Source organism: Mycobacterium sp. TH-M25 (assembly GCF_057473665.1).
Window position 1 is genome coordinate 1 of sequence record NZ_JBYCLA010000335.1, and the last position, 5,847, is coordinate 5,847.

Annotated in this window: 7 protein-coding genes and 1 pseudogene; 1 reads left to right on the forward strand and 7 read right to left on the reverse strand. The window is 67.5% G+C overall.

All coding sequences use genetic code 11. The annotated features are described in order from the left end of the window. A pseudogene (locus tag AC2VOU_RS11295) lies at positions 1-123 on the reverse strand (CsbD family protein); the annotation flags it as partial. Positions 124-312: 189 nt separating this feature from the next. After that, a complete protein-coding gene (locus AC2VOU_RS11300; RefSeq protein WP_486957458.1) occupies positions 313-855 on the reverse strand; it encodes a cysteine hydrolase family protein in 543 nt (180 codons plus the stop codon). A 105-nt stretch (positions 856-960) separates the two neighbouring features. On the opposite strand from AC2VOU_RS11300, the gene AC2VOU_RS11305 reads away from it, so the two are divergent. Next, on the forward strand, positions 961-1,182 hold the full coding sequence (locus AC2VOU_RS11305; RefSeq protein ID WP_486957459.1) for a hypothetical protein: 222 nt from the start codon (positions 961-963) through the stop codon (positions 1,180-1,182). A gap of 136 nt (positions 1,183-1,318) precedes the next feature. Here the strand turns inward: AC2VOU_RS11305 and AC2VOU_RS11310 are convergent, their stop codons facing one another. The 5 genes from AC2VOU_RS11310 to AC2VOU_RS11330 all read right to left on the reverse strand — a co-directional run. Next, positions 1,319-2,041: a DJ-1/PfpI family protein gene (locus AC2VOU_RS11310; protein ID WP_486957460.1), complete on the reverse strand. Its 723-nt coding sequence runs from the start codon at positions 2,039-2,041 to the stop codon at positions 1,319-1,321. Continuing rightward, a complete protein-coding gene (locus AC2VOU_RS11315; protein WP_486957461.1) occupies positions 2,038-3,000 on the reverse strand; it encodes a GlxA family transcriptional regulator in 963 nt (320 codons plus the stop codon). Before AC2VOU_RS11315 ends, AC2VOU_RS11310 begins: the two co-directional genes overlap by 4 nt. Before the next feature lie 55 nt (positions 3,001-3,055). Then, positions 3,056-3,574: a hypothetical protein gene (locus AC2VOU_RS11320; RefSeq protein WP_486957462.1), complete on the reverse strand. Its 519-nt coding sequence runs from the start codon at positions 3,572-3,574 to the stop codon at positions 3,056-3,058. Positions 3,575-3,584: 10 nt separating this feature from the next. Beyond that, positions 3,585-4,544, reverse strand: a complete 960-nt coding sequence (locus AC2VOU_RS11325; protein WP_486957463.1) for an o-succinylbenzoate synthase — start codon at positions 4,542-4,544, stop codon at positions 3,585-3,587. Continuing rightward, positions 4,541-5,847, reverse strand: a 1,307-nt coding sequence (locus AC2VOU_RS11330) for an amidohydrolase (RefSeq protein WP_486957464.1), incomplete at its 5' end; no start/stop codon positions are given. The genes AC2VOU_RS11325 and AC2VOU_RS11330, both read right to left, overlap by 4 nt.

A 5,847-nucleotide genomic window follows, 5' to 3' on the forward strand; every position in this document is an offset into this window, starting at 1 on the left:
GCCCACAACTTCCTTGGCCTTACCCTTGACGCCCTCGACAACGCCCTTCGCGGCTTCTTCTGGACCGCTGTTGTGCTCACCCATGCGCCTGCCCCTCTCGGTAGTCTCTGGCCGGTCACGCATTTCACGTGCCAAGGCGTGGGTTCCCGCCGCTGCTCTCGCCAAACCATCGCGTCGGCAAGATTTCAACATTGCGGCAGTCGCCCCAAACAACCTGGTGCCGGAGGTGTCTGGCGGCAGGCGCTACCCGACTAGACGTTACGACGAGGCTGGCGACCTGCGGCCCAGCCACACCCGCCGCGCGCCCAGAGCCTATCGGTCGAGGCACTCGACCGATGATGTCAGCTCGGCCGCCATATTCGCTTCCATCATTTTCAGCGCAACCGCTGAGAGTTCTGCGTCGATCCCGGCGACCGCATCTGTCGGGACGACGATCGGAATGTGGCGCACATAGGCGTCGAGAGCGGTATACCGGATGCACTGCTCGGTGACCTGTCCGACAAGAACCAAACGCTTGGTCTCCAGACGATGTAGCAAGTAGGCCAACGAGGTCGCGTAAAAGGCACTGTGGCGGACCTTGGTCAGGACCAGACTGTCATCGGCGGGCACGATCGGATCGACTAGGTCGGGTCGCACACCCTGGCGCGCAGTGGCGACGATGTCGGAGAAACCGGCGGAGAAGTCGCCATAGTTGTCGTTCACGTACACCAGGTCGACGCTGTCACGCTGCCCTGCACGTCGCACCAACTCCGCCGCCGGACTGATTATCTTTTCGACATTAGGCATCAATAATTCGGCGTCAGCATGCCGATAGCTGTTCATCATGTCGATGATCAAGATGGTGGTATCGCTCACGTGACGGTAGTACCCCGTGCTGCGGCCGTGACACCGTGGGCCCGCCGAGGGTTGGTTGATGCTGGGTCTTGTTAGCGGCAGTCGAGGTGGAGTAACTACCGCCGAGTGACCAAGCGCTCAGCGATCAGCAACGCCGAGACGTGCACCCATAGCGGCTGCGCAGACGGGGACGCCGTAGTCGGCCCCCGCGCAGTGCTGTACGCACCGGTGGAACTTACCGTGGACATCAGTGCTGAGCGGAGGCGCGACCTCGCGCTTGCCGCTGACGAGGCGGTGACCAACGTGGTCGAGCACGCCTACGGGATGGTGTTGGCGCCCGTCCTGTGAACCTTGACGACAGAACCCGAGGGAGTTGTCGGTGTCCGCTATGCCCGCCTTCGAGCGAATTCTCGTGCCCGACGAACTCAATTCGCTCGGAGGCGGGCACATTGGGTACCCCTTCCCGCCGGGGCCGCTGCGGCGCCTAGCTGCGAACGGCCCTGCCCCGCACCGCGCCCAGCGCGCGATCCCACAGCAGCTGCGCGCCGGCGCTGAGCGTTGCCGGTATGGCGACGTCGCGGGCCAGCAAGGCGGTCGCGGTCGCCTTGGTTTTCGCGGACGCCTTGGACATGTGGCCGGAATCGAACGGTGGCTGCGGATCGTATTCGATGCCCAGTTGGATGGCCTTCGCGCGCTCCTCGCCTCCGATCTGGCCGGCCAGCCACAACGCCAGGTCGATACCGGCCGACACCCCGGCGCTGCTGACGACGTTGCCCTCGTGCACCACCCGCTCATCACCAACGGCATTGACGCCCAACGTTTTCAGCAAGGAGAGCGCGCTCCAGTGCGAGGTCGCGCGCTTGCCGTCAAGCAGGCCGGCGGCGGCCAGGATGACCGAACCCGTGCATACCGACGTGGTCCAGGTCGCGGTCCGGTGCGCGGCGCGCACCCAGTCCAGCAGTTTCGCGTCACGGGCGTGTTCGACGCTGGTCGGCCCACCCGGAACCAAGATCACGTCCGGCGAGGGGGTTTCGCTGAAACGGTGGGTGGCCCCGATGACGAGGCTGGCGGAGCCGGCGGTGATCGGGCCGGGCTGGTGCCACAGGAAACGGACCTCGGTGTCCGGCAGTCGGTGCAGCACCTCATAGGGCCCGATAAAGTCCAGCGCGGTGAATCCGGGGTAGACGACGATCGCGATCTGGGTCATGCGAATGCCTTTCGGTATTGGTCGGGTGAGACGCCGATGCGACGAATGAAATTGCGGCGCATGGTTTCCGCGGTACCGAAGCCACAGCGCGACGCAATGGTCACCACGGTGTCGTCGGTCTGCTCGAGTTGACGACGGGCCGCCTCGGTGCGGACCCGCTCGACGTAGGCCCCGGGCGCTTCGCCGACTTCTGCGGTGAACACCCGGGTGAAGTGCCGCGGGCTCATCGCGGCCAGACGCGCCAGGTCGGTGATGCTGTGCGCGCCACCGGGTTCGGCATCGACGGCGTCCTGCACGGCACGAATGGGTTCACGCTTGGCGCGGGCCACCCACACCGGCGCGGCAAACTGGGTTTGCCCGCCGGGCCGTCGTAAATACAACACCAGCCAGCGCGCGACCGTCTGCGCCACCTCCGTGCCGTGGTCCTCTTCGACCAGCGCCAGCGTCAGGTCGATGCCGGCACTGACGCCGGCGGCCGTCCACACCGTCGGAGAGCTGCGGATGAAGATCGGGTCCGGATCGACGGTGACAGAAGGGAATTCGCGGGCCAGCTGATCGGCGAAGGCCCAGTGCGTGGTGACCCGGCACCCGTCGAGCAAACCCGCCTGCGCGGCCAGGAATGCGCCGGTGCACACGCTCACGACACGACGGGCCTGCGGCGCCGCCGCGACGATCCAGTCGACCAACCGCGGGTCGCGCCGGTCGCCGCGCGCGCCACCGCCGCCCGGCAGCAGCAGCGTGTCGACGGCCGTGGCCGGGTCGGGCAGCGGTGCGGCGCCGAAACTCAGCCCGGTGTCGGTGGCCAACGACAACCCGTCGAGTGAGACAACCTCCACCGCGTAGCCGTCGTTGCCCTGCGCGGCCAGCACCTGCGATGCGCTCGCGAACACTTCGAACGGGCCGACCAGATCCAGCGCTTGCACGCCCGGGAACCCGACGATCAGGACTTTGCGTGTCATGACTGTCAGTGTTGGCGGTCAGACCCCATGTCGTCTACGCCATGTAGCCCACAAATCAGGACAGCACTGGCCCGGAGAGCCTGGCCCACTGCGGGAAGCGGCGGACGAGCACGGCATCCAGCGACAGCCGACCGCTGTGGCCGCGTTCGAGCATGACCAGCAGTGCGAGAAATACCAGGGCGTAGATGATGCTCGGTCCGATGTCGGTGGCACCCGGCCCGTACGGCGCGCCGAAACCGTCTGCGGTGCACCAGATCATCAGGGCATACAGCGCGCCGCCGAGGTAGACGACGCGACGGGCAACCCCCAGGATCACCGTGATCGCCAGCAATGTCTCAGTGATGGCCCCGATGTAGACGAACAATACGGGCGCGGAACGCTCGATCGCGACGACGAAATCGAACCACCCTCTGATCCAGTGCGGCTCACCGTCGGCGGTACTGATCATGTTCGGCAGGAAGGTCGCGCGGAAACCGGGTTGCCATTTCAGCCACGCGTCGACTCCCCAGATGATGCCAAACACGATGCGCAGCACGGCAATGTCGAAGTTCCGCCAATCCTTGGGCGTGCTCACCCCCCGCACGTTAGTGCACCCAGGCCAGCCGTGGATAGCAGACACGCACCCGCTCGACCCACCACTGCCGGCGCTGCGGCGACGCGGCCAGCGCCGCCAGTCGCGCCCGATCCGGCGTTACCGGGCCGACCGGCAGGTAGCCGTCGACAGCCGCGACAGGTTCTGCGACGTCTTCGACGAACAGCCGACCGGTGCCCAGCCCGCACGCATGGCCCAGATTCGGCAGGGCCGCCGCCGCGGACAGCCCGACCCCGATGCCCACCGCCGAGTCCAGCGCACTGGAGACGACGACGGGCACGTCGATCTGCGCGGCGATCGCCAACAGCGCCGAAATGCCGCCCAGCGGAGCGACTTTCACAACAGCGATGTCGGCAGCGCCGGCGCGGACGACTGCCAGCGGGTCACCGGCCTTGCGGATGCTCTCGTCGGCGGCGATCGGGACGTCGACCTGGCTGCGCACCTGGGCGAGCTCGTCGACCGTGGCACACGGCTGCTCGAAGTATTCCAGCGGGCCAAGCGCGGCGGCTGCTTCAATGGCCTGCGCGACGGTCCAGGCGCCGTTGGCGTCGACCCGCACGATGGGCACCAGCGCGCGAACCGCGTCGACCCGGGCGACATCGTCGTCGAGGGTCTGGCCGGGTTCGGCGACCTTCACCTTTGCCGTGCGTGCGCCCGGGAAGCGGCCCAATATTTCGGGCACCTGCGCGACGGGGACGGCCGGGACGGTGGCGTTGACATCGACTCGGTTGCGCAGCGGCGGCGGCGGTGTCCGGTAGGCCGAGTCGAGCGCGGCGGCCAGCCAGTGCGCGGCCTCGGCGTCGTCATATTCGAGGAACGCACCGAATTCGCCCCACCCGGCCGGGCCGTCGATCAGCGCCACCTCGCGGGTGGTGATGCCGCGGAAGCGCACTCGCATCGGCAGCGAGACCACGTGCAGGCGGTCGAGAACGTCAGGCAGCGTTGGTTTCACGACGTGTAGACCTGGCGACCGGCCAGAAACGTCGCGCGCACCTGCAGGTCGGCGATGTCCGCCGGCGCCACCGCACGCGGATCAGCGGACAGCACAACGAGATCGGCGTATTTGCCGACCTCCAACGATCCGGTGATGTCGTCGGCGAACAGCTGCCAGGCCGCGTCGATGGTCTGCGCCCGGATCGCCTGCTCGACGGTCAGCCGCTCCTCCGGGCCGAGCACCCGCCCGCTGGGTGCTGTCCGCGTGACCGCAACGCCGATATTGCGCAGCGGCTCCTCCGGTGTCACCGGCGGGTCGTTGTGCAGCGAGATGCGCATGCCGGTGGCCACCGCGGAACCTGCCGGCATCCAACGAGATCCGCGCTCCTCGCCAAACAGGCCGTCGACGATGACGTCACCCCAATAGTGGATCTGGTCGACGAAGATGCTGCAGGTGACGCCGAGGTCGTGGGCGCGCTGGAGTTGCCCGGGCCGGATGGCACCGACGTGTTCCAGGCGCAGTCGGTGGTCGTCGCGCGGGTTACGTTGCAGCGCTTGCTCATACACGTCGAGAATGGTGTCGACGCCGGCGTCGCCCTGCACGTGACAGGCCATCGGCCAGCCCAGCGGGTAGTAGGCGTCGACGATCTCCGTGAGCTGTTCTTTCGTGTAGTTCGCGCAGCCGCACGAACCCGGCGGCACGCCGATCGTCCGGGTAGCTTCGGTGTCGAGGTAGGGGAACGACAGCGCGATGTTGCCGATCCACGGTGAGCCGTCCACCCAGATCTTGATGCCGACCTGACGCAGCATGTCGTCGCCCTCGCCGGGCGTGGCGTCACTCGCCATCTGCTCGTTGGACATCTCGTAGGTCCGTAGGCGCACCGACAGCTGCCCGCGCAGCTGCTCGACGAGCGGCCGTAATGCCGGATCGAACGCCATTTCCGAGCAGGTCGTCAACCCGGCCTGGTTGAGTCGGGCGCACTCGGCCAGCAGCATCGCCGGGTAATCGCTCGGCGTGATAGCCCCGCCCAGCAGCGGAAACACCGCTCCGATTTCCTCGGCGCTGCCGTCGAGGTCGCCGTTGGTGTCGCGGCCGTACTTGGCGCCCTTGGGGTCGGCGGTGTCGCGGGTGAGCCCGGCCCGCTGAGCGGCGCGCGAATTGAAGTAGGCCTTGTGACCGGAGTTGTGGATGATCACCAGCGGGTCGTCGGGCGCCATCTCATCCAGCCAGCTCAGTGTCGGCTGGGGCAGGCCGTCCTGCAGCAGCGGATCCCAGCCGTTGAGGTAGGCGCCGTCCGCGCCGCGGCGGGCCACCTCGCGGC